15 protein-coding genes are annotated in these 22,508 nt (G+C 74.3%); 9 read left to right on the top strand and 6 right to left on the bottom strand.

Annotated features, from left to right (window positions below):
* The first annotated feature begins 82 nt into the window (after positions 1–82).
* Positions 83–598 (top strand): DUF2242 domain-containing protein, encoded by a 516-nt coding sequence (locus tag BB334_RS14630; protein WP_068809234.1) that lies wholly within the window; start codon positions 83–85, stop codon positions 596–598.
* A gap of 12 nt (positions 599–610) precedes the next feature.
* Here BB334_RS14630 and ald read toward each other — a convergent pair whose 3' ends face one another.
* Positions 611–1,699, bottom strand: coding sequence for an alanine dehydrogenase (ald, locus tag BB334_RS14625; protein WP_068809233.1), 1,089 nt, complete (start codon positions 1,697–1,699; stop codon positions 611–613).
* A gap of 160 nt (positions 1,700–1,859) precedes the next feature.
* On the opposite strand from ald, the gene BB334_RS14620 reads away from it, so the two are divergent.
* Complete coding sequence (locus BB334_RS14620; RefSeq protein WP_068809232.1) at positions 1,860–2,702, top strand: mechanosensitive ion channel family protein; 843 nt, start codon at positions 1,860–1,862, stop codon at positions 2,700–2,702.
* Positions 2,703–2,714: 12 nt separating this feature from the next.
* Here the strand turns inward: BB334_RS14620 and BB334_RS14615 are convergent, their stop codons facing one another.
* A complete protein-coding gene (locus BB334_RS14615; RefSeq protein ID WP_068809231.1) occupies positions 2,715–3,896 on the bottom strand; it encodes an MFS transporter in 1,182 nt (393 codons plus the stop codon).
* Between the two features lie 180 nt (positions 3,897–4,076).
* Here BB334_RS14615 and BB334_RS14610 point away from each other — a divergent pair, with 180 nt between their 5' ends.
* The gene (locus BB334_RS14610; protein WP_108722507.1) at positions 4,077–4,559 is read left to right on the top strand and encodes a glycine zipper domain-containing protein; all 483 of its coding nucleotides are present in this window, start codon (positions 4,077–4,079) and stop codon (positions 4,557–4,559) included.
* Positions 4,560–4,587: 28 nt separating this feature from the next.
* Positions 4,588–5,637 carry a hypothetical protein gene (locus tag BB334_RS14605; RefSeq protein WP_068809229.1) on the top strand — a complete coding sequence of 350 codons (1,050 nt, stop codon included), beginning with the start codon at positions 4,588–4,590 and terminating at the stop codon, positions 5,635–5,637.
* A 75-nt stretch (positions 5,638–5,712) separates the two neighbouring features.
* Here the strand turns inward: BB334_RS14605 and BB334_RS14600 are convergent, their stop codons facing one another.
* Entirely contained in the window at positions 5,713–9,420 is a 3,708-nt protein-coding gene (locus BB334_RS14600) for an nSTAND1 domain-containing NTPase (RefSeq protein ID WP_068809228.1), read from the bottom strand.
* Between the two features lie 173 nt (positions 9,421–9,593).
* On the opposite strand from BB334_RS14600, the gene BB334_RS14595 reads away from it, so the two are divergent.
* Positions 9,594–10,235: a DOMON domain-containing protein gene (locus BB334_RS14595; RefSeq protein ID WP_068809227.1), complete on the top strand. Its 642-nt coding sequence runs from the start codon at positions 9,594–9,596 to the stop codon at positions 10,233–10,235.
* 10 nt (positions 10,236–10,245) lie between these two features.
* Positions 10,246–11,469 (top strand): exo-beta-N-acetylmuramidase NamZ family protein, encoded by a 1,224-nt coding sequence (locus BB334_RS14590; protein WP_068809226.1) that lies wholly within the window; start codon positions 10,246–10,248, stop codon positions 11,467–11,469.
* A gap of 6 nt (positions 11,470–11,475) precedes the next feature.
* Here BB334_RS14590 and BB334_RS14585 read toward each other — a convergent pair whose 3' ends face one another.
* From BB334_RS14585 to BB334_RS14575, 3 genes are all read right to left on the bottom strand, one after another.
* Positions 11,476–12,204 (bottom strand): alpha/beta fold hydrolase, encoded by a 729-nt coding sequence (locus BB334_RS14585; protein ID WP_068809225.1) that lies wholly within the window; start codon positions 12,202–12,204, stop codon positions 11,476–11,478.
* A gap of 181 nt (positions 12,205–12,385) precedes the next feature.
* Positions 12,386–12,658, bottom strand: coding sequence for a hypothetical protein (locus BB334_RS14580; protein ID WP_198531266.1), 273 nt, complete (start codon positions 12,656–12,658; stop codon positions 12,386–12,388).
* A gap of 51 nt (positions 12,659–12,709) precedes the next feature.
* Positions 12,710–13,066: a hemerythrin domain-containing protein gene (locus BB334_RS14575; protein ID WP_068809224.1), complete on the bottom strand. Its 357-nt coding sequence runs from the start codon at positions 13,064–13,066 to the stop codon at positions 12,710–12,712.
* 173 nt (positions 13,067–13,239) lie between these two features.
* Here BB334_RS14575 and recC point away from each other — a divergent pair, with 173 nt between their 5' ends.
* From recC to recD, 3 genes are read left to right on the top strand one after another with little or no spacing between them, the layout of a single operon-like run.
* Positions 13,240–16,773 carry an exodeoxyribonuclease V subunit gamma gene (gene recC, locus BB334_RS14570; RefSeq protein WP_068809223.1) on the top strand — a complete coding sequence of 1,178 codons (3,534 nt, stop codon included), beginning with the start codon at positions 13,240–13,242 and terminating at the stop codon, positions 16,771–16,773.
* A complete protein-coding gene (gene recB / locus BB334_RS14565; protein ID WP_068809222.1) occupies positions 16,770–20,441 on the top strand; it encodes an exodeoxyribonuclease V subunit beta in 3,672 nt (1,223 codons plus the stop codon). The genes recC and recB overlap by 4 nt, the downstream gene beginning before the upstream one ends.
* Complete coding sequence (gene recD, locus BB334_RS14560) at positions 20,438–22,456, top strand: exodeoxyribonuclease V subunit alpha (RefSeq protein WP_068809221.1); 2,019 nt, start codon at positions 20,438–20,440, stop codon at positions 22,454–22,456. Before recB ends, recD begins: the two co-directional genes overlap by 4 nt.
* The last annotated feature ends 52 nt before the right edge of the window (positions 22,457–22,508 follow it).

The raw sequence follows: 22,508 nt of genomic DNA, 5'->3' as shown, positions 1-22,508 counted from the left end.
AGCGCCCGCCCCGAGGTCCGCACGGATGCCCTAACATGCGCGCATCACCTCCACCGCCCCCCGCCCCCGGAAACATCGCCCCATGCTTCGTCTCGCGCGCCTTTTCCCGCTTGCGGCCCTCGTCAGCCTGGCCATCGTCGGCTGCGCCTCGTCCTCGCGCTCGGTCTTCGAGGGGGAGAGCTTCGCCACCGAGTCGCCATTCGTCACCTGGAGCACCCGCGAGCCGGTGGCGGCCTGCGAGTTGGGTCGGCGCGCGCTGCTGAGCCAGGGTTACCAGATCGACAACGCCGATCCGCAGACGATCCGCGGCGAGAAGCTGTTCCAGCCCAAGTACGAGCACAGCGTGCGGCTCGACATCACCCTGGTGTGCCTGCCGAGCAACGTCGGCGCGGCGATCTACGCCAACGCCCGCCAGACCCACTTCGAGCTGAAGTCGGCCGCATCCAACACCGGCCTCAGCGTCACCGGCCTCGGCTCGATCTCGCTGCCATGGGCGGCGGACAAGGAGTCGCTGGTGAAGGTCGGCGAGGAGACGGTGGTCGATCCCGACTTCTACCGCCGCCTGTTCGCCCTGATCGACACCCTCGAGGGCAAGTGAGCGCGGGGGCGCTCAGGAAAAGCCGAGCGCCTCCGCCACCGGCGCACAGGTGATCCGGCCCGCGTCCACGTTGAGGCCGGCGGCAAGGCCGGCATCCTCGGCCAGCGCGCGCGCCTTGCCCTTGTCGGCGAGCGCCAGCGCGTACGGCAGGGTGGCGTTGTCGAGGGCGAAGGTCGAGGTGCGGGCGACCGCGCCCGGCATGTTGGTGACGCAGTAGTGCACGACGCCGTCGACCACGTAGGTGGGCTCGGCATGGGTGGTGGGCCGGCTGGTCTCGAAGCAGCCACCCTGGTCGATCGCGACGTCCACCAGCACCGAGCCGCGTCGCATGCGCGTCAGCCACTCGCGCGGCACCAGGCGCGGCGTGGCCGCACCGGGGATCAGCACGGCACCGATCACGAGGTCGGCGTCGGTGACCAGGCGCTCGATCGCGGCCGCCGCAGCGAGCTGGGTGCGAACCCGGTTGCCGAACGTCTCGTCGATGCGGCGCAGGCGGCCGATGTCGCGGTCGATCACGCTGACCCGCGCGCCCAGCCCCACCGCCATGCGCGCGGCATTGACGCCGACGACGCCGCCGCCGAGGATCGCCACCTTCGCCGCCGCCACCCCGGGCACGCCGCCGAGCAGCAGGCCGGCGCCGCCGTGCGCGAGTTCGAGGCAGGTGGCGCCGGCCTGGATCGCCATCCGCCCGGCGACCTCGCTCATCGGCGCCAGCAGCGGCAGGCTGCCGCCCGCGCCGGTCACCGTCTCGTAGGCGATCGCGCTGCAGCCCGAGGCCATCAGCAGGCGCGCCTGCCCGGGATCGGCCGCCAGGTGCAGGTAGGCGAACAGGATCTGGCCGGGGCGCAGCAAGCGGCACTCGTCCGGCTGCGGCTCCTTGATCTTCACCACCAGCTCGGCGCGCGCATAGACCTCGGCCGCCTCCCCCACCACCTCGGCACCGGCGGCGCGATAGTCCTCATCACCGAAGCCGATCGCCGCCCCGGCATCGTGCTCGACCACCACCCGGTGACCACGGGCGACGAACTCGCGCACGCTGTAGGGAGTCGCCCCCACGCGGTATTCGTGAACCTTGATTTCCTTCGGGATGCCGATGTCCATGATGGGCGCTCCGTACGAAAAGCCTGACGATCACCAGGCCGCATGATGCGCCCGCCGTGATCGCGCGCAAAGCGCACGGTCGCCGGCGTCGATACTGCAGTGCACAATCCCGCCCGCTCACGCAGGTATACTGGGGCGCCCAACAAGCGAAGGAAGACCCATGCCCGAGGTCCTCACGAATTTCGACTGGATCGAGCTGTACGCCCTGCCCTGGGGCATCAACCTGCTGTTCGCGCTCGGCATCTTCATCGTCGGCCGCTGGGTCGCCAACGGCATCGTCGCGCTCGCCAGGCGCCTGCTCACGCGGGCGAAGCTCGACGAGATCCTCATCAACTTCATCAACTCCATCCTGCACGGCGTGCTGCTGCTGGTGGTGGTGATCGCCGCCCTCGACCGCCTCGGCGTCGACACCACCTCGCTGGTCGCGATCATCGGTGCCGCCGGCCTGGCGATCGGCCTCGCGCTGCAGGACTCGCTGAAGAACTTCGCCGCCGGCGTCATGCTGATCGTATTCCGCCCGTTCCGCGCCGGCGACTTCGTCGAGGCCGGCGGCACCTCCGGCGTGGTGGAGAACATCAACATCTTCAGCTCGACCTTCCGCACCGTGGACAACCGCGAGATCATCGTCCCCAACGGCGCGATCTACGCCGACGTGATCATCAACTATTCGGCGCGCGCGACCCGCCGCATCGATCTCGTGTTCGGCATCGGCTACGACGACGACATCCGCAAGGCGAAGCGCATCATCGAGCAGGTGCTCAACGACGAGCCGCGCGTGCTGGCCGACCCGCCGCCCTACATCGGCGTCGCCGACCTCGCCGACAGCCGCGTCACCCTCCACGTGCGCCCCTGGGTCGCCACCGCCGACCACTTCGCGACGATGTGCGACCTCAAGGAGAAGGTGAAGATCGCCTTCGACGACCACGGCATCACCATCCCCTTGCCGCAGATGGAAATGCACCAGCGCGTGGTCCAGCTGCCGGCCGAGCGCAACGTCGCCTGAGGCGGCCGGCCCTCAGCGCGAATCGCCCGCCGGTTCGCGCTCGCGCCACAGCGGCCACAGCGCGAGCAGCCCGAGCAGCGGCCCGGGCAGCAGCACCCACGCGACGCGATCGCCGATCTGCGGCCACAGCCGGGTCGCGAGCTCGATCGCGACCATCGTGATCGCGAAGCCGACCGCGTTCTGGAACGCGAGCGCGCTGCCCAGCCGCTCCGGCGCACAGGCGCGCGCCGACAGCGCCGAGAAGTGCGGCGAATCCGCCACCACGCTCGCCCCCCACACCAGCATCAGCGCGGCGAGCAGCGGCGCCGGCCAGGCGCTGGCGAGCGGATAGAGCGCGCAGCAGGCCGCCGACACGGCGAGCGCCAGCGCCGCCACCCGCGCGCTGCCGATGCGCCGGCTGAGCCAGCCGCCGAGCACGCAGCCCGCCGCGCCGATGCCGATCACCGCGAACACGGGCCCGGACGGCGAGCCCGCCTGCGGGCCACGCGCCGCGGTGACCATCAGCGGCACCAGCGTCCAGAAGGCGTACAACTCCCACTGGTGGCCGAAATAGCCGAAGGCCGAGGCGCGAAAGCGCGGCTCACGCAGCGCGAGGAAGCCTTCGCCGAGGCGCAGCCGCGCCGCCCCGGCGCGCCGCGCCAGGTGCGGCCCGTCGCCGAGCGCGGCGATCATTCCCGCGGCGAGCAGCGCCAGCGCCGACGACACCAGGATCGCGGCCTGCCATCCCCAGCCGGTCTCCAGCGTGCGCACGCCGTGCGGCAAGGCGGTGCCCAGCGTCAGCATGCCGACCAGCCAGGCAAGCGCCGCGCCCGCCTGCTGCGGCACCCAGCTCACCACCAGCTTCATCCCGATCGGATAGATGCCGGCGAGCGCCAGCCCCACCGCGAAGCGCCACGCCAATCCTTCGCCGAGATCGTGCGCGAGCAGCGCGAAACCCGCGTTCGCCGCCGCCCCGAGCAGTGCGCAGCAGGCGAAGATGCGGCTCGCCGGGAAGCGGTCGGCCAGGCCGCTGAGCGCGAAGCCGAGGGTGCCGAGGATAAAGCCCAACTGCACCGCGTTCGTCAGCCGCCCGATGTCGGCCGGCTGCAGCGCCCACGCTCGCATCAGGTCCTCCCCCGCGGCGTTGGCGGAGAACCACAGCGAGGTGCCGAACAGCTGGGCGACCACGATCAGGACGAGCGGCGGGATGCGCATGGGCCACAGTCTGCGCGGCCGTCGCCGTCGGCTCAAGACGGGCGATCGCGCGCCGCGCCTTCGCGCCGATCGCGCCCCGACGGTGAACTAGAATGAATTCGGCGCCCCGTTCCGGCGCGGTCCCCGTCATCATCGCCGACCGGCACAGGCCCGCTCCCGTCCCCGCCCGAGGACACCCACATGCCCCGAATGCCCGCTGCGCGAACCCTGGCCTCCTCCCTCGCCGCCGCCCTCGTGCTGCTGTCGGCATCCGGCTGCGAGAACATGCAGAAGCGCGACTGGGGCACCGCCATCGGCGGCCTGCTCGGCGGCATCGCCGGCTACAAGATCGGCGACGACAGCGCCGGCGGCGCCGCGATCGGCGTCCTGCTCGGCGGCGTGGTGGGGCGGATGATCGGCCAGTACATGGACGACGCCGACAGGAAGCGGCTCGCCGAGACGATCGATACGACGCCAAGGGGTCGGACGGTGAGCTGGCACAACGAGGACACCGGCCGCGACTTCGCGGTGACGCCGACCTCGGACTTCTACGCCGAGGCCGGCAAGGAGTGCCGACGCTTCGACCAGGTCGTCGAGGTGGATGGCCGGCGCGAGGTCATGGAAGGCATCGCCTGCCGCACGCCGGGTGAGGAAAACCTCGATTTCAGCAGCCAGGCCGCCTGAGCGCCACCACCACTGACGGGAGTTGCCCATGACCACCCCGATCGCGCGCCGCAGTCTGTGCCTCGCGCTCTGCCTCGCGCTCGCCGCGCTGCCGCCGGCCGCAGGCGCGCAGGCCATCGAGCAGTCGCCCCGAGGGAGCGCGACCACCACGACCACCACCCCGACTTATCCCGGGGTGACGCGCGACGCCCCGCCCAACCAGCCGGCCCGTGACGTCGGCGGCGGCGACTATGGCGACGGTCGCCCTACCGGCGAGGGCGGCGGCGGGGGCGGCAGGAACTGGCTGATCCCGGCGATCATCGTCGGCGCAGCGGCGCTGTTCGCGATCGGTAAGGCGCTCGCCGAAGAGAAGGCGGAAGAGCGCGACGAGGTCGAGGCCACGCGCGAGCTGCTGCGCGACGGCCCGCAGCTCGCGCCCCAGTTCAACGCCAGCGCCTTCGGCGTGCGCGGCCTGGTGCGCGGCGGCTGGCCGGTGGTGGTCGATTACACCCAGCAGCGCCCGGGGCGGGTGCTGCTGCGGATCGCGATCCCGGGTGCGGAGACGGTGAGCTACCGGCTCGACCGCTTCGGCCTCGGCCGCCACGCGCTGCGCTTCGAGCTGCCGCCCTTCCTCGGCGACCGCCTGCAGCCGGCGGTGATCGCGCTCACCGCCACCGACCTCGAGACCGGCACGCAGACGATCGACGGCTTCAGCGTCCACGGCTTGGGCATCGGGCCGCGCGCGGTGGGCTCGGTGGCGGTCGATGGGCTCGAGTTCGACCCCGGCCTGATGCGCCCGGCGCGCGGCGAGACCGCGGGTTACGCCTTCCACTCGCGCTCCGATTTCGACCACGCCGCGGTCGAGTTCATGCAGGTGACGCAGAGCCCGGACGGCGTGCGCAAGCGCTACGTCCGGGGCCAGCGCATCGGCCCGGTGCAACGCGACCGCCGCATCGAGAGCGCCCCGCCGCAGCGCTGGGACGGCCGCGACGAACGCGCGCAGCTGTCGACCGGCCGCCACCAGCTGCAGGTGAGAGTGTGGGACGAGGGCGGCGACTGGGTCGGCGCCTGGTCGGAGTCGCTCGTGCTCGTGCAGTGAGCGACGGCGGCTGGCCGTCGGCGCTGGCCGGGCCGGGGAGCGCGCTTCGCCGCCAACGCTCGCGCACGGCGCGGCTCACGGGTCGCAACCGGTCGCCGTGCGCTGCGCCCTGTGCATGCGCTCGCACCATTGCTCGCGCGCGAGCGGACGGATCGCCCCCTGTTCGTCCATCGTCGTCGCATTGTCGAGCGCGAGCCACTCGGCAGCGCCCGCGGTAGGGGGCAGCGACCAGCGCCAGCGCCGCGCCTGCACGCCGTCGGAGACGAGCAGGCCGCCGTCGACCGCGCCGCGCTCGGGAAACAGCACGTCGGAACGCAACAGGGCGCTGAGCGGCCGGCCGCCCGCCGCGTCCCACAGGCGCACGCTGCTGTTGCCCCACAGCACGACGCGTTCTTCGTCGAGCAGGGCGCCGCCGCGCGCGCCCTCGTCGAGCGCCAACGGCGGCGACAGGCGCTCCCCCGGGCCGAGGCGGCGGACCAGCGGGCCGGCGGCGAGCAGCACCTGTTCCCCCTGCGTGTGCAGCACCTGGTAGTCGTGCAGGCCGAGCCGGTCGAGCCTCGCCTTCAATGCGGCATCCGGCGCCTGCGGCCGCGGCAAGGCCGGCTCCCCGCCCGCCGCCGCCGGCGCGGTGAGTTCGCGCGCCGGCTGGCGGCGCCACAGGCGCACCCCGCCGTCGTCCGCCCAGCTGAGGATCGCGCCGCCGCCATCGACGAGGGCAGCGCCGACCACGCTGGCGGGGTGCTGCAGCGGCAGGCTCAGCGGCGTCAGCGTGCCGGCGTCCCACAGCCGCGCGCCCGCCGCCCGGCTCCAGGCCAGCACCCGCGTGCCGCCCGCGTCGGCCTCGGCGAGCACCGGCGCCTCCTCGCGATGATGGCGGCCGCGCGCGGCGAGTTCGCCGTGGGTGAGGTCCCAGGCCTCGAGCCGGCCATCGGCGCCGGCGGTGAGCAGCCGCGCGCCCCCCGCCAACAGCAGCACCCGCGACAGGCTGCCCTCGCGATCGAGCGGCCGCTCGAAGCGCGGCGCGCCGTCGGCCGCCTGCCACACCCGCAGCCGGCCGCGGCCCGCGCTCCACGACACCACCAGGCCGGCGTCGACGTCGAAGTGCACGCCATCGACCAGCTCGGGCGAATTCCAGCGCGCCGCTATCCTGCCCGCCATCACGTCGTGGCGGATCAGCGCGGTGTCGCAGAAGCTGATCGCGCTGCGGCCATCGGCGGCAAGCTCCACGCCGCGCGGCGCACAACCGGTCTCCCAGCGCGCCGCCGCGCCGGCCGCGTCCACCCGCCAGAAGCGGCCGGCGGCGTCCCACGCCAGCAGCCCGCCGCGGTCGACGAAGGCGGCGCCCGCGATCGGCGTGCCGGCGAGCAGAGGGCCGGCGGGCGCGCCCCCGGGCAGGATCCACCAGCGCAGGCCGTCGTCGCCCCAGCCCAGGAGCTGCCGCCCTTCGCGGTCGGCGGCGATGCGCGCCACCCCGCCCGGCGCGAGCGCGCGCGGCGGCCCCGCGCCGCCCCACAGCCACACGCCGCCGCCGGCGTCGCGGGTGACGACCTCGCCGCCGGCGAGGACGAGGCCCTCGGCGACCGCATCCGGATGCGCGAAGCTCGCCCGCAGGCTGCCGTCGCCGAGGTCGTGTAGCCACCCCTCGCGGCCGCGCCAGGCCAGCAGCGCACGCTGTTCCACCGCCGGCCGCACGCCGTCGGGCACGCCCGGCAGGGCGAGCTCACCCGCCAGCGCGACGCCGCCGGCGAGCATGCCGATCGCGATCAGCGCGTTGTCGCGCGCCGGGCCGGCGCCGCCGAGGTCGGCCGCACGCGCAAGATAGTGGGCGGCTCGCAGCGCGTCGTCGCCGGCGTCGCGCGCCGACAAGGCGCCGCTCCAGTAGCTGTCGACCCGCTGCCGCCCGGCCTCGCGCTGCTGCTGCCAGAAACCGGCGCCGAGCGCGGCCGAGGCGAACACCAGCGCCGCGAGGCCGCCGCGTGCGCCCAGCCGCCGCATGCGCACCCGCCGCGCGGTGGCGACGCTGGCGTCGATATGGCTGCGCAGCGGCTCGCCCAGCTCGTCGTCGCGCGCGGCCCGCCAGCGCTGCGCCTCGGCGAGCGGACCGCCGCTCAGCAGCAGCCCGGCGTCGGCCGGCGCACGCCGCCAGGCCTCGGCCGCCGCCAGCGCATGCTGACGCCAGAGCAGGAACACGCGGTCCTCGTCGAGCCAGCGGCGCAACTCGTCCCAGGCGCGGAAGAGCGCCTCGTGGGCCACCTCGAGCGTGCGTTCGCCGTCCTCCTGCTGGGCGGAGACGAGCAGGCGGGCGGCGACGAAGGCCTCGAGCAGCGGATGCGCGGCCGCGGGCAGATCCTGCCAGCGCGCCGCGCGCCGCGTGTAGCCGCCCTCGGGCTCGACCCGCACCAGCTGGCGAAAGGCGCGGCGCAGCGCGTCGAGGGCCTCGGCCGGGGGGGCGAGCGCGGCGAGCACCGCGCTCGCCTCGTGGCGGATCGCCCCCTCCAGGCCGCCGACGCGCTCGCGGTATTCGTCGAGGGTGAGGCGGCGGTCGTCGCCGAACTCGCGCCACAGCCGGTTCAGGGTGAATGCGAGCAGCGGCAGCGCGTCGGGGCTGCCGGTGTCGTGCGCCAGCGCCTCGACCAAGCCGTCCTCCAGCTCGAGCCCGGCGACGCGCGCGGGGCCGCGGATGATCTCGGCGAAATGGCTTGCGTTCATCGGCGCCAGCGGCAGCTGGCGGAAGGGCAGCGCGCCCCACGCCGGATGCGCCTGCAGCGCGCCGAGGTAGTCCGCGCGCAGCGTCGCCAGGCAGTAGAGCTCGCCGGCCTCGGGTGCGAGCGCGGCGCGCAGCGCCTGCACGAAGCGCGCCGCCGCCTCGGGCGCGCTGGTGGTGACGAGCTCCTCGAGCTGGTCGACCACCAGCAGCACCGCCGGCCGCCCCGGCGCCGACGCGAAGGCCCCCGCGAGCGCGGCCCCGATGCCCCCCGTAGCAGCGGCGACCGCCGCGTCACCGCCGTCATCGCGGCGCCCGCCGCGCCTGCCGGGTGCCTGTCCCGCAGCCGCTTGTCCTGGCGGTGCCTGCGCCGCCGCCAGCACCCGGGCGAGTTCCTCGTCGGGTCGGCGCAGCGGCCGCATCGGGCCGAGGACCCGCCAGTCCGGCATGCGCGCGACGCGCGGCAGCACCCCCGCGCGCACCAGCGAGGATTTGCCGCAGCCCGAGGCGCCGACCACCACCAGCAGGCGCTCGCCGCCATAGCGGCGCATCTGCGCCAGTGCGTCGAGGCAGCGGCGCTGCTCTTCCTCGCGACCGAAATACACCGCGGCGTCGGCCGCCTGGAAGGGCGCGAGGCCGGGATAGGGCGCGCGCCCGCTTTCCCACGCGAAGCTGTCGGCCGGGTCCAGCCCGGCACCCCGCATGCCGCGCCACAGCCGGGCGTAGCCGTCATCGGGATCGGCCCGCAGATCCACGACCTGGGTGTCGAGCAGCAGCGCACGCAGGGTGCACTCGCCGATCAGCACCGGGAACAGCCGCTTGCCGAGGGCGCGCGCGTGGGTGATCTCGGCGAAGCACCAGTCGGAGGCCATCGAGTGCGCGCTGCACAGCACCACGACACCGCTGCAGCTGCGCAGCCCGGCGTAGATCTCGCGCTCCCAGTCGCGTCCGGCGGGGATGCCGTCGGCGGGATCGAAGTCGAGAAACAGCGACTGGTAGCCATGGGCGCGCAGGCGCGCGGCCATCTCCTCGGCCGCCTGCCGGTCGCGACTGCTGTGGCTGATGAAGATCCCCGACACCGCTGCCCTCCGTCCGACCGCCGTCCGGGACTCAGCATGCACCCGCCGACGCGGGTCGCCAAGGCCCCGCGCGCGGCCGCGGCGAACCGGCTACCATTGCGCCTGCCCCGTCGCGGCCGCCCGGCCGCGCCGGAACCGATGCCAACCAAATTGACGCCCGCTGCCCGAAGATCGTGAGCCAAGCCCCCGCCGAACGCCCCCGCGTGCCGACCGTCACCGTCGGCCTGCGCCCCCATCCCTCGACCGCCGCCCCCGCGGCGGATCCTGTCCAGGCGGCCGACCGCGCCGACGTCCCCGCCACGGCCCTGCTGGCGACGATGTATGCCACCCCGGACGGCGGCGCCGGCTTCGAGTTCGCCCTCGAGGGCCTGACGGCGGCCGAGCTGCGCATTCCCGCCCCGGCCGCGCCCGGCCCGGGAGAGGACCTGTGGCGCCACACCTGCTTCGAGGTCTTCCTCGCGCTCGCGGGCGAACCGGGCTATCGCGAGTACAACTTCTCGCCCTCCGGCGAGTGGGCGATCTACGACTTCCGCGCCGAACGCGAACGCAGCGACGAGCTGCGCCCCGCCGCCGCGCCGACGATCCGCTTCGACCGCCACGACGACCGCCTGATGCTGGTGGCGCAGGTGCCGGCCGCTGCCCTGCCGGCCGTGCCGCCGGGCACCGAGCTGGAGGCCGGGCTGTCGGCGGTGCTCGAACGCAGCGACGGCCGGCTCGACTGCTGGGCCGTGCACCACCCCCGCGCGACGCCCGATTTCCACGCGCGCGCCGGCTTCGTGCTGATGTTCAAGACCTGGCAGCCGCCGGTCGACTGAGGAGCGCGAGATGAACCCGACCACCGTCCGCTTCGGCATCGACCGCCTGCTCGCCGACCCCGCGCTGCGCCGCCCGCTCGCCGGCCGCCGCGTCGCCCTGCTCGCCCACCCGGCCTCGGTGACCCGCAACCTGACGCACTCGCTCGACGCGCTCGCCGCGCTGCCCGACCTCCGCCTCACCGCCGCCTTCGGCCCCCAGCACGGTCTGCGCGGCGACAAGCAGGACAACATGGTCGAGTCGGCCGACTTCGTCGACCCGCTGCTCGGCATCCCGGTGTTCAGCCTGTACGGCGAGGTGCGCCGCCCGACCGCGGCGATGATGGACAGCTTCGACGTGCTGCTGGTCGATCTGCAGGACCTCGGCTGCCGCATCTACACCTTCATCACCACCCTGCGCTACGTGCTCGAGGAGGCCGCCCGCCACGGCAAGTCGGTGTGGGTGCTCGACCGCCCCAACCCCGCCGGTCGCCCGGTGGAAGGCACCCTGCTGCGGCCCGGCTGGGAGAGCTTCGTCGGCGCCGGCCCGCTGCCGATGCGCCACGGCATGACGATGGGCGAGCTCGCGCGCTGGTTCGTCGCCACGCTCGCGCTCGAGGTGGATTGCCGCGTGATCGAGATGGAGGGCTGGCAGCCCGACACCGCCCCCGGCCACGGCTGGCCGCTCGGCGAGCGCACCTGGATCAACCCCAGCCCGAACGCCCCCAACCTGTGGATGGCGCGCGCCTACGCCGGCACCGTCATGCTCGAAGGCACGACGCTGTCCGAGGGCCGCGGCACCACCCGCCCGCTCGAGCTGTTCGGCGCACCGAACATCGACGCCCGCGCGCTGATCGACGAGATGCGTGCGTTCGCGCCGCACTGGCTCGAAGGCTGCGTGCTGCGCGAATGCTGGTTCGAACCCACCTTCCACAAGCACGCCGGCAGGCTCTGCCACGGCGTACAGATCCACGTCGAGGACCCGGCCCACTACGATCACGCCGCCTTTCGCCCGTGGCGCCTGCAGGCGCTGGCATTCAAGGCGCTGCGCCGGCTGCAGCCCGACTACCCGCTGTGGCGGGATTTCCCCTACGAGTACGAACACGGGCGGCTGGCGATCGACCTCATCAACGGCAGCGAAGTGCTCAGGCAGTGGGTGGATGAGGCAGCGGCGCAGCCCGGCGACCTCGAGGCGCTGGCCGGGCCCGACGAACTCGCGTGGAGCGAGGAGCGGCGTAGATTCCTGATCTATCCCTGACCCGGCTCAGTTCGGACTCCTCTGCGGCGACCCGGCGAGCTCGTACAGCCAGTCGTGCAGCAGCAGGGTGAGCTGCTCCGGCTGCTCGAGCGGGGACAGGTGGCCGCATTCCTCGATCACCGCGAGCTGCGCCCCCGGAATGCCGGCGACGATCTCCTCATGCACCTCGGGCGGCGTGAGCTCGTCCTGCCGGCCGCAGATCACCAGCGTGGGACAACGGATGCCGGCGAGCGTCGGGCGGCTGTCAGCGCGCCCCATGATCGCGCGCTGCTGGCGCGCGAACACCTCCGGCCCCAGCTCGGTCGCCATCGACTGGAACATGCCGCCCACTTCGGGCGTGTCGGCGTGAGCCGGATGCGCCATCCGCGCGAGCAGCTTCTCGATGACGGCCGGGAAATCGGTCCGGGAGAGCTCGATGAGCGCCTCGCGGCCCGCGCTGGCCTCCGGCGTGTCGGGGCGGGCGCTCGTGCTCAGAAGCGCCAATGCCTTCACCCGCTCCCCCGCCTGGCGCATGATCTCGAAGGCGACATAGCCGCCCATCGACATCCCGGCGAGCACGAACCGCCCCGTGGGCGCCTGCGCCAGCGTGTCGGCGGCGAGCGCGGCGATCGAGTCCGCACCGGTGAGGTCGGCGACCGTGACGGCGACGAGATTCGACAGCTCGCCGACCTGGTGGGTGAACAGGCTCGCGTCGTTGAGCAGCCCCGGCAACATGATCAGGTTGGTCTTTTCCATGTCGGTCCCCTTCGAGCATCAGTGGTATCGCGCCGACTGCCATGCGATCTCCCGATCGCAATCGGTGCGCCGCGCACTTCGCAGGGTACTCCCGACACGCGCCGCGGATCGTCATGCAGTGCGCCGAGCGCTCTTCCGTGCGGATCTCCCACCCTGCCTGGGGCGCGGCATTGCCGCCGCCTCAGCCCGCCGCGTAGTTCCCGGCCGAGTGATGGCCGGCGAGGCGCACGACGTAGCCGAGCTTGAACACCCCCGCTGCCACCGGCAGCAGCAGGTGGGCGGCGATCTGTGCCGGCAGGCTGAAGTTCGCCGCATAGGGATAGGCGATCAGGATCGTGCCGACCATCGCCAGCGCGGCGACGAGCATCATGCCGAGGCCGAGGTAAATGTTGCGGCGGGGGGCCGCGCCGGACGGGGCGCGGGTGGCGGCGGAGGGATACAGGCTGGATTGCATTTCGCGTCTACTCCTTGCGGATGGAGGGAATCGGGTCGACGACCGTGGGCGTCATGCCGGGTCACGCGCGAACAGCGCCTCGACGATCGGGAACAGTTCACGTTCCTCGAAGCGCACGTGCGCGATGAGCGCCCTGCCCGCCTCGTCCTCCCGCTCGCCCCGCAGGGCGGCGGCGAACAGGGCGGCGAGATCCGCATGCTCGCGGCACAGCCGGCGGGCGAGGTCGTCGTGGCCATGGGCGCCGAGCAGCGGCACCAGCGTCCCTTCCTCTTCGGCGAAGTGCGCCGCCAGCGCGGCGGATTGCGAGCGCAGTTCGGCGCCTGCCCCGCCGGCGATCAGATGGCGTCCGAGGCGCAGGGCGGGATGGTGTTCCCTGGAGAGCTGGACGAGGCGCTGGTCGCGTTTCATGTGGCTTTCCGGTCGTGGTTTTAAGATGCATTTTAAGAACATCTTTCAAAGAGTCAACGCCCGTACATCTTTTAGCGCCGACGAATCCGCCCCGGGCCGGCGTCGCCGCGGTACTGGAACCGCCCCGCGCTGAGGCACAATCGCGTCCGTGGCGCGCAACGACACCAAGGCACATGTCATCGAGCATCGAACCCGGCTTCATCGCCCTGCACGGCAACCGCACCGAGGTCCTGATGGACACGGTGGCGGCCTGGCTGCGCCAGCATCCGCTCGCCCCGCTCGAGCAGGAGACCATCCTCGTGCAGAGCAACGGCATGGCCGAGTGGGTGAAGATGAGCCTCGCGCGCGAGGCGGGCGTGTGCGCCGCCGCCGCCGTGAGCCTGCCGGCGCGCTTCATGTGGCGCAGCTACCGCCAGATCCTCGGCCACGCTGCCGTGCCCCCGTCCTCGGCGCTCGACGAGGCGCCGCTGACCTGGCGCCTGATGCGGCTGCTGCCGGGCCTGCTCGACGATCCGGCCTTCGCGCCGGTCGCCGGCTATCTGCGCGCCGACGACGACACCCGGCTGTGGCAGCTCGCCGCGCGCATCGCCGACCTCTTCGACCAGTACCAGGTCTATCGGCCCGACTGGCTCGAGCAATGGGCGACGGGACACGACCGCCTGGTGTCGGCCGCGGGCGTGGAATCCGCGGTGCCGCCCGACCAGGCCTGGCAGCCCGCGCTGTGGCGCCGTCTGCTCGGAGAAGTGGACGAGGACGCGCGCGCCGCGATCCGCCCCCGCCTGCATCGCCGGGTACTCGCCGCACTGGAAGACGGCCGCCCGTTCGCCGCACCGCTGCCGCGGCGCATCGTACTGTTCGGCATGACCCACGTGCCGCTGCCGACGCTCGAGCTGCTCGCCGCGCTGTCGCGCCACAGCCAGGTCATGCTCGCGGTACCCAACCCCTGCCGCTTCCACTGGGCGGACATCATCGACGGCCGCGAGTGGCTGCGCAGCGCGCGCCGGCGCCAGCCCGACAAGCCCGCGGCGGGCCCGCTCGACGCGCTGCCGCTGGAGCAGATGCACCTGCACGCCCATCCGCTGCTTGCGGCCTGGGGACGGCAGGCGCGCGACTTCGTGCGCCAGCTCGACGCCTTCGACGACGCCGAGCAGGCGCGCGCACGCTTCTCGCTGCCGCGCATCGACCTCTTCGACGAGGACGGGGATGAGGACGAGAGCGGGGGCGAGGCAGCCGGCACGCCGCTGCTGCGCCAGGTGCACGCGCACATCCGCGACCTCGTCCCGCTGTGCGAACACCCGCGCCTCGCGGTGGCGGCGGACGACCGCTCGATCGTGTTCCACATCGCCCACGGCCCGGTGCGCGAGCTCGAGGTGCTGCACGACCAGCTGCTCGCGCTGCTCGCCCACCCCCCCGGCGGCCGCCCGCTGCATCCGCGCGACATCGTGGTGATGGTGCCGGCGATCGACGACTTCGCCCCCGCGATCCGCGCGGTGTTCGGCCAGTACGGTCGCCACGACCCGCGCCACATCCCGTTCGACATCGCCGACCTCAGCGCGCGCGCGGCGAGCCCGCTGGTAGGCGCGCTCGAATGGCTGCTGCGCCTGCCCGGCGAGCGCGCGCGCCTGAGCGAGCTGTGCGACCTCCTCGAGGTGCCGGCGATCGCCGCGCGCTTCGGCATCGACGCCGCCGCCCTGCCCCGCCTCACGCAGTGGATGCGCGGTGCCGGCATCCGCTGGGGGCTGGATGCGGCCCACCGCGCCGCCCTCCAGCTGGCCACCTGCGGCGAGCAGAACAGCGCCCGCTTCGGCGTGAACAGGATGCTGATGGGCTTCGCGATGGGCGAGTCCGGCGTCGACGGTGGCGAGGACGCGGGCGAGCCCTTTGCCGACATCGAGCCCTACGCCGAGGTCGGCGGCCTCGATGCCGAGCTCGCCGGCGGCTTCGCCCGCCTGCTCGAATGCCTGCTGCGCTGGCGCGACGCGGCCCGCCAGCCCGCCCCCCCCGACCAATGGGCGCGCCGCTGCCGCACCCTGCTCGCCAAGCTGGTCGATGCGCGCGAGCTCGCCGACCAGCGCACCCTCGGCGCGCTCGACGACGCGCTCGAGGCGTGGACCGAAGCCTGCCGCGAGGGCGGCTTCGACGGCGAGCTGCCGCTCGCGGTCGCCGCCGGCGCCTGGCTCAGCGCGCTCGAGTCGCCGAGCCTGAACAAGCGCTTCCGCGCCGGCGGCGTGACCTTCTGCACCCTGATGCCGATGCGCGCGATCCCGTTCGAGGTGGTCTGCCTGCTCGGCATGAACGACGGCGACTACCCGCGCCGCGCGCCGCGCAGCGACTTCGACCTGATGGGCGTTTCCGGCCAGGCCCGCCCCGGCGACCGCGCCCGCCGCGACGACGACCGCCAGCTCATGCTCGAGGCCCTGCTGTCGGCGCGCCGGGTCTTCTACGCGAGCTGGAGCGGGCGCAGCGTGCGCGACAACAGCGAGCAGCCGCCCTCGGTACTGGTGTCGCAGCTGCGCGACTATCTCGCCGCCGGCTGGGGCGCCGGGGTGGTCGCCTCCCGTACCACCGAGCACCCGCTCCAGCCCTTCAGCCGGCGCTACTTCGAGCCCGGCGCGGCGTTGTTCACCTACGCCCGCGAATGGCGCGCCGCCCATGCGGCCGACGCGGACGAGCCCGCCATCGCGGCGGCCGTGCCGCCGCTCGCGCCCTTCGAGCCCGATCCGCGCACGCCGCTGACGGTGGCGCAGCTCGCCAGCTTCCTGCGCAACCCGGTGAAGGCCTTCTTCCGCCAGCGCCTCGCGGTGCGCTTCGAGGCGGCGGAAGAGGCACCGGTGGACGAGGAGGCCTTCGGCTTCGACGCCCTCGAGGAGTACGGCCTCGTCGCCGAGCTCGCGCAGGCGGTGCTCGCCGCGTCCGCGCCGGGCGAGCCGCTTCCCCCCGGCGCCGCGCTCGAGGCCCGGCTGCGCCTGCAGCTGGGTCGCCTGCGCCGCGCCGGCCGCCTGCCTATGGGCGGCTTCGGTGCGCGCAGCGAGCGCGAGCTCGAGGCGGTGGTGTTGCCGCTGCTGCACGCCTGGCAAGCGGCGCTCGCCGCCCATCCCCGTCCGCTGCAGCGCCAGCGCCTGCACTTCGAGGCCGCGGGGGGGAGGATGGAGGATTGGCTCGACCAGCTGCACGCGGGGGCGGAGGCCGACGCACCGCCGACCTGGCTCGCGCTCGACAGCGCCCGCCTGCTGCACGACCCGAAGAAGCAGGACCTGCGCGCCGACCGCATGCTCCTGCCCTGGGTGCGCAGCCTGCTCGCCGCCGCCGGCGGGCTGCCCGCGCGCGGCCTGGTGGTCGGGCGCGACGCCAGCGTGGCGATCGCACCGCTCGCCGCCGAGCCCGCGCGCGCCACACTCGCGCGGCTGCTGCAGGCCTGGCGCGAAGGCCTCGACGCGCCGCTGCCGCTGCCACTCAGAACCGCGCTGGCCCAGCTCGAGGGCGCGCATCCGCAGCGCTGCTACGAGGGCCACGATCATGCCCACGGCGAGGTCGAGGAAGCCTGCCTCGCCCGCCTCTATCCGGACTTCGAGGCGCTGAGCGCCGATGGCCGCTTCGCCGAGCTCGCCGAACGGCTGTACGCGCCGCTGCGCGACTGGATCGCCGCCCACACCGCGGTGCTCGCCCACCCCGACCCGTCCGCCGCCTCCGAGGAGCGCCGCGCATGAGCCAGCCGCTGAACCCGATCGATTTCCCGCTGTGGGGCAGCCGCCTCATCGAGGCCAGCGCCGGCACCGGCAAGACGTGGACGATCGCCGCCCTCTACCTGCGCCTGGTGCTCGGCCACGGCGGCGAGGCGGGCTTCGGCCGCCCGCTGCAGCCGGGCGAGATCCTGGTGATGACCTTCACCCGCGCCGCCACCCGCGAGCTCTCCGACCGCATCCGCGCCCGCCTGCTCGAGGCGGCGCGCTGCTTCCGCGGCGAGACCGAGCCCGCGCCCGGCGACGCCCTGCTGGCCCGCCTGCTCGAGGCCTACCCCGACGAGGCCGGCCGCGCCGGCGCCGCCTGGCGCCTGGCGGTGGCCGCCGAGGGCATGGACGAGGCCGCAGTGCACACGATCGACGCCTGGTGTCAGCGCATGCTGCGCGAGCACGCCTTCGACAGCGGCAATCCCTTCGACGAGACCCTCTCGCCGGACGAGCGCAGCCTGCTCACCGAGGCCGCGCACGACTACTGGCGCCAGCACTGCTATCCGCTCGCCGGCGCCGAGCTCGACGCCGCGCTCGCGGTGTGGCCCGGCGTGAACGCCTTCGCGGGGGACATGGCCGCACTGGCCGGCCAGCCGATCGCCGAGGACGCCGGCGAGGGCACGCTCGCCGACTGCCTGCGTCGTACCCGCCGCGAACGCGATGCCGCCCTGCACACGATCGCGGAGGGCTGGGCCGGGCGTGCGCGCGAAATGCGCGACTGGCTCGACAGCCAGACCGCGCCGGCGAGCTGCGACTGGAACCGCAGCAAGCTGCGCCCCGACAACTACCGCAAGTGGCTCGCCCAGCTCGAGACCTGGGCGCAGGACCCACTCGCCACCCGCCTCGATCTCACCGAGGCCGCCCGCAAGCGGCTCTGCCCCTCAGGCCTGCTCGAGGCGCGCAAGGCGGGCGCGCCCGCGATTGCGCTGCCGGCCCACTTCGAGGCCTTCGCCGCGCTGCTCGCCGGCCTCGCCGCGCTCCCCGAACCCGCGGTCGCAGCGCGCCTGCACGCCGCCGCCAGCGTCGCCCGCCGCCTCCAGGGGCTCAAGCGCCAGGCGCGCAGCTTCGGCTTCGCCGACATGCTCGAGCGGCTCGACCACGCGCTTGCCGGCCCGCACGGCGCGCGCCTGCGCGAGCGCATCCTCACCCAGTATCCGGTCGCGCTGATCGACGAGTTCCAGGACACCTCGCCGCTCCAATACCGCCTCTTCGACCGTCTCTACCGCACCGCCGACAACGCACGCGACAGCGCGCTGCTGCTGATCGGCGATCCCAAGCAGTCGATCTACGCCTTCCGCGGCGCCGACATCCACAGCTATCTGCAGGCGCGCCGCGCCACCGCCGGGCGCCACTACGTGCTCGACACCAACTACCGCTCCACCGCGGCGCTGGTCGACGCGGTCAACCGCTGCTTCGGCACCGCCGAGGCGCGCGCGGGCGAGGGCGCCTTCCTCTTCCGCAGCGGCGGCGAGGATCCCCTGCCCTTCGTACAGGTGGCGGCGAAGGACCGCGACGCGGTCCTGCAAAGCGCCGCGGGCGCAGTGCCCGCGCTCACCGTGTGCCACGACCTCGCGCTGCGCAGCACCGCCGAGAGCCGGCGCTTCTTCGCCGCCCGCTGTGCGGAGCGGATCGTCGGCTGGCTCAGCGACGAGCGAGCCGGCTTCGCCTCGCCCGACGGTGGCTTCGAACGCCTGCGCCCGGCGGACATCGCGGTGCTGGTGCGCACCGGCACCGAAGCCGCGGCGGTCCGCCACGCGCTGCGCCGCCGCGGCGTGAGCTCGGTCTATCTCTCCGACAAGGACTCGGTGTTCGCCAGCGAGGAGGCGCGCGACCTGCTGCACTGGCTGCGCGCGGTGGCCTCGCCGCTCGATGCGCAGCGGGTGCGCGCCGGCTTCGCTACCCGCACGCTCGACCTGCCGCCCGCCGAACTCGCCTGGCTCGCCGCCAGCGACGAAGCCTTCGAGGCACGCAGCGAGCAGGTGCGCAGCCTCAACCGGGTGTGGCGCGAACAGGGCGTGCTGGCGATGTTGCGCCGCACCCTGCATCTGCTCGATCTGCCGGCGCGCTGGCTCACGGCGGCGGACGGCGAGCGGCGGCTGACCAATGTGCTGCACCTCGCCGAGCTGCTGCAGGCCGCCAGCGCCGCGCTCGACGGCGAGCAGGCGCTGATCCGCTGGCTGGCGACGCAGATGGGCGAGGTCGGCGCCGCCGGCGACGAGCAGGTGCTGCGCCTGGAGAGCGACGCCGACCTGGTCAAGGTCGTCACCGTGCACAAGAGCAAGGGTCTCGAATACCCGGTGGTGTGCCTGCCCTTTCCCTGCAGCTTCCGACCGGTGGAGCGGCGCAACACCCGCTTCGTGCGCGTCGCCGACGAGACCGGCCGCCGCGCGCTGAAGCTGCATTACGACGACGAGGATCTCGCGCGCGCCGAACGCGAGCGCCTGCAGGAGGACCTGCGCCTGCTCTACGTCGCGCTGACCCGCCCGCGCCACGCACTGTGGATGGGCTTCGCCGCGATCCGCATCGGCAACGGCAAGGCCTGCCGCACCCACGACAGCGCGCCGGGATACCTGCTCGGCGGGACGGCCGCGCGCGCCGAAAACGAATGGATCGACCCGCTGCAGGCGCTCGCGGACGCGGCGGGAAGCGGTGACGGCCCCTCCATCGTGCTCGAGGCGGCCGGCGAGGAGGTCGGCCACAGCCGCCTGCAGGCGCGCTCGGCCCCGCCCGCGCTGCAGGACCGCCCGCCCTACGCCGCCGACTTCGAGCGCGACTGGGCGCTCGGCAGCTTCTCCGCGCTGGTGCGCGACCTCGCCACGACACCCGCGCCGATGGCGGCGACCCAGCGCCAGCGCGCTGCCGAGGACGAGATCGACGGCGACGCCGCGGACGGCCCCGCCGCCCCCGGACCGGCCGCCGCCGCGCCCTGGCACCGCTTCCCGAAGGGCAGCTTCAGCGGCGACTTCCTCCATGCCCAGCTCGAGTGGCTGGCGGCGGAAGGCTTCGCCCTCGACGGCGATCCCGCGCTCGAGGCGCGTCTGCGCCGCCGCTGCGAGGGCGCCGGCCGCGGCGCGTACGCCGACGACGTCATCGCCTGGATGCGGGCGCTCACCGCCCGGCCGCTGCCCAGCCTGGGCGCGGCGCTGAGCGAGCTGCCGGTGCTGCTGCCGGAGCTGGAGTTCTGGCTGCCCGCCGGCGCCTTGCGCGCACGCGAGCTCGACGCCCTCTGCCGCGCCCACCTGCTCGCCGGCCGCGCGCGCCCCGAGCTGCCCGCGCGCGTCCTGCACGGCATGCTGATGGGCTTCGCCGACCTGGTCTTCGAACACGACGGCCGCTACTGGGTGCTGGACTACAAGTCGAACACGCTCGGCCGCAACGATGCCGCCTACCACCACGACGCGCTCGAGGCGGCGATGGCCGCGCACCGCTACGACGTGCAGGCCGCGCTCTACCTGCTCGCCCTGCACCGCCTGCTGCGCGCACGCCTGGGCGAGGCCTACGCGCCGGCGCGACAGCTCGGCGGCGCGATCTACTTCTTCCTGCGCGGCATCGACGGCCCCGCGCGCGGCGAATACTTCATCCCGCCGCCGCTCGCGCTCATCGACGCGCTCGATGCGATGCTGGCCGCCGAGGAGCACGGCGCATGAACACGCCCGCCCCGCTCGCCCCGCTCTCCGCCACCCTGCAGGCGCTCGGCCGCCTCAGCGACCGCGGCCAGCTGCGCCACCTCGACAGCGCCTTCGCCACCTTCGTCGCCGGGCTCGACCCCGCGCCGACCCCGGCGCTGGCGGTCGCGGCGGCGGTCCTCGCGCAGATGGAGGGCCGCGGCCACAGCTGCCTGCCGCTCGCCGCGCTCGCATCGGACCCCCACGCCCTGCTTCCCCTGCCCGAAGCGCCGGACGAGGACGCCGCCGCCCTGCTCGCGCGACTGCCGTCAGGCGTGGACGGATGGCGCGCCGCCCTGGCCGTGAGCGCGGTCGTCCATCGCGTCGGCAGCGGCGCCGACCGCGGCCAGCCGCTGGTGCTCGACGGCCCCGCCGCCGCGCCGCGCCTCTACCTGCGCCGCTACCGCGACTACGAGCGCCGGGTGGCCGCCGCCGTGCGTGCGCGCAGCGCGGCGCGCGAGCCGGTGGACGAGGCCGGCGCCGCGCGCTGGCTGGCGCGCCTGTTCGCCCCGGCGCCGGACGCGACGCCGCGCACCGAGGCGGTGGACTGGCAGCGCCTGGCCTGTGCGGTCGCCCTGCGCGCGCGGCTGTCGATCGTCACCGGCGGGCCGGGCACGGGCAAGACCTACACCGCGGCGCGCCTGCTCGCCCTGCTGTTCGCCACCCATCCCGCGCCCGAGCGTCTGCGGGTGGCGCTCGCGGCGCCCACCGGCAAGGCGGCGGCGCGCCTGCGCCAGTCGATCGACGCCTCGCTGCTCGGTCTGCAGGCGGGCCTCGCCGGCCATCTCGACCTCGCCGCGCTCACCGCCCGCATCGGCCCGGCGCGCACCCTGCATGCCCTGCTCGGCGCCGGGCCGGACAGCCGCCGCTTCCGCCACCACGCCGGCAACCCGCTCGACCTCGACGTGCTGCTGGTCGACGAGGCCTCGATGGTGCACCTGGAGATGATGGCGGCGCTGCTCGACGCCCTGCCCCCGCACGCCCGCCTGGTGCTGCTCGGCGACAAGGACCAGCTCGCCTCGGTCGAGGCCGGCGCGGTGCTCGGCGACCTCTGCCGCGACGCCGAAGCCGGCCGCTACGACGCCGAGACCGCCCGCTATGCCGAGGCGGTGGCGGGCCAGACCCTGCCGGCGCCGCACCTCACCGCCGCCCGCGCGGCGCCGGCGCTCGCCCAGCAGACGGTGATGCTGCGCGAGAGTCGCCGCTTCGAGGGGCCGATCGGCGCGCTCGCGCGGGCGGTGAACGCCGCCGCCGACACCGGCCTGCCGCTGCGTCTGCTCGCCGGCGACGAAAGCGGCGCGCTGTACGGCACCGAAGCCGCGGACGTCGACGCGGTGATCGCGCTCGCCACCGGCGGCCGCGTCGGCGCCCCCGCCTGCTACCGCGACTATCTGGAGCTGCTGCGCCGCGGCCCCGCGGCCGATGAGGCCGAGGCCCACGCCGCGTGGGCGAAGGCGGTCCTGCAGCGCTTCGACCGCTTCCGCCTGCTGTGCGCGGTGCGCGAGGGCGCGCTCGGCGTGGCGGGGCTCAACCAGGCGGTGCAGCAGGCCCTCGCCCGCGCGGGCCTGCTGCAGCCGCGCGGCGAGTGGTATGCGGGGCGGCCGGTGATCGTCACCCGCAACGAGCCGACGCTCGGCGTCTTCAACGGCGACATCGGCATCACCCTGCCGGGCGCCCGGGGCGGCGACGCGCTGCGCGTCTTCTTCCTCGACGGCGAGGCGCTGCGCTCGGTGGCGGTCGGCCGTCTCGCGCACGCAGAGACCGCCTTCGCGATGACGGTGCACAAGAGCCAGGGCTCGGAGTTCGAGCATGCGGTGCTGGTGCTGTCGGCGGGCGCCGGCAAGGTGCTCAGCCGCGAGCTCGCCTACACCGGCATCACCCGCGCGCGCCGGGCCTTCACGCTGATGGCGGAGCGGCCGGGCATCCTCGAGGCGGCGCTGGCGCGGCCCACCGAGCGCGCCAGCGGGCTGCGCGACTTCCTCGAGTCCGGCGGCTGAGCCCAGATGCCGGAGGCCGCCCCTGAGCCCGTAGGACGGGACGGGCCGCCCG

The sequence above is a fragment of the Thauera phenolivorans genome (assembly GCF_001696715.1).
GTDB lineage: Bacteria > Pseudomonadota > Gammaproteobacteria > Burkholderiales > Rhodocyclaceae > Thauera > Thauera phenolivorans.
This window is presented reverse-complemented; position numbering and strand designations above follow the sequence as displayed.

What these genes read in the sequence shown, in the direction of transcription:
- BB334_RS14605 (WP_068809229.1), top strand. Translation starts at nt 4,588, where the DNA reads ATGACCACCCCGATCGCGCGCCGCAGTCTGTGCCTCGCGCTCTGCCTC.
- BB334_RS14610 (WP_108722507.1), top strand. Translation starts at nt 4,077, where the DNA reads ATGCCCCGAATGCCCGCTGCGCGAACCCTGGCCTCCTCCCTCGCCGCC.
- ald (WP_068809233.1), bottom strand. Translation starts at nt 1,699, where the DNA reads ATGGACATCGGCATCCCGAAGGAAATCAAGGTTCACGAATACCGCGTG.
- BB334_RS14580 (WP_198531266.1), bottom strand. Translation starts at nt 12,658, where the DNA reads ATGCAATCCAGCCTGTATCCCTCCGCCGCCACCCGCGCCCCGTCCGGC.
- recB (WP_068809222.1), top strand. Translation starts at nt 16,770, where the DNA reads ATGAGCCAGCCGCTGAACCCGATCGATTTCCCGCTGTGGGGCAGCCGC.
- recC (WP_068809223.1), top strand. Translation starts at nt 13,240, where the DNA reads ATGTCATCGAGCATCGAACCCGGCTTCATCGCCCTGCACGGCAACCGC.
- BB334_RS14615 (WP_068809231.1), bottom strand. Translation starts at nt 3,896, where the DNA reads ATGCGCATCCCGCCGCTCGTCCTGATCGTGGTCGCCCAGCTGTTCGGC.
- BB334_RS14590 (WP_068809226.1), top strand. Translation starts at nt 10,246, where the DNA reads ATGAACCCGACCACCGTCCGCTTCGGCATCGACCGCCTGCTCGCCGAC.
- recD (WP_068809221.1), top strand. Translation starts at nt 20,438, where the DNA reads ATGAACACGCCCGCCCCGCTCGCCCCGCTCTCCGCCACCCTGCAGGCG.
- BB334_RS14620 (WP_068809232.1), top strand. Translation starts at nt 1,860, where the DNA reads ATGCCCGAGGTCCTCACGAATTTCGACTGGATCGAGCTGTACGCCCTG.
- BB334_RS14585 (WP_068809225.1), bottom strand. Translation starts at nt 12,204, where the DNA reads ATGGAAAAGACCAACCTGATCATGTTGCCGGGGCTGCTCAACGACGCG.
- BB334_RS14575 (WP_068809224.1), bottom strand. Translation starts at nt 13,066, where the DNA reads ATGAAACGCGACCAGCGCCTCGTCCAGCTCTCCAGGGAACACCATCCC.
- BB334_RS14630 (WP_068809234.1), top strand. Translation starts at nt 83, where the DNA reads ATGCTTCGTCTCGCGCGCCTTTTCCCGCTTGCGGCCCTCGTCAGCCTG.